Genomic DNA, 514 nt, shown 5'->3' with positions numbered 1-514 from the left:
CTCCCCCAGTTCCACATTGCCCATCACCTGTGCGCTGTCAGCTACCCAGGCGGAGTCTGCCACGCGGGGTGCAATAGTGTCGAGTTCGTAGATTGCCATGTTCTGCCCTTGCTATTTCAATGTCTAGAATTGTAGGGATGGAACTACGAGCCGGTGCGTTTGCTGCTTTTTGCCTGAATGATCCTGCGGAAAAGGTGCGTGCCACGCAGGCCTTGTGGACGGACAAAGCCGATATACCCATCGACGTCCAGGCCCGCCTCCAGGACCCGGGCGTCCAGCCCGGCCCGCGCTGGTCCACCCGCAAGAGGTGGCACGGCGTTCGCCATTCACTCCGGAAGGTCATGCCGCACTGATCCACTCCATCACCCATATTGAGTTCAACGCCATCAACCTCGCACTCGACGCAATGTGGCGGTTTGAAGGCATGCCACCCAGGTATTACCTCGACTGGCTGCAGGTGGCCCAGGAAGAGGCCAAGCACTTCACGCTGCTGCGCAACCACCTTCTGGAGGCG

2 pseudogenes are annotated in these 514 nt (G+C 59.7%); one reads left to right on the top strand and one right to left on the bottom strand.

Annotation, left to right across the window (positions count from 1 at the left end):
* Positions 1 to 99 (bottom strand): annotated as a pseudogene (locus ACMUOY_RS21020) (gamma carbonic anhydrase family protein); the annotation flags it as partial.
* A gap of 38 nt (positions 100 to 137) precedes the next feature.
* Here ACMUOY_RS21020 and ACMUOY_RS21015 point away from each other — a divergent pair.
* Positions 138 to 514, top strand: a pseudogene (locus tag ACMUOY_RS21015) (DUF455 family protein); the annotation flags it as partial.

Origin of the sequence: Candidatus Skiveiella danica, from assembly GCF_022705245.1 — a bacterium.
Lineage (GTDB): Bacteria > Pseudomonadota > Gammaproteobacteria > Burkholderiales > Burkholderiaceae_C > Skiveiella > Skiveiella danica.
This window is presented reverse-complemented; position numbering and strand designations above follow the sequence as displayed.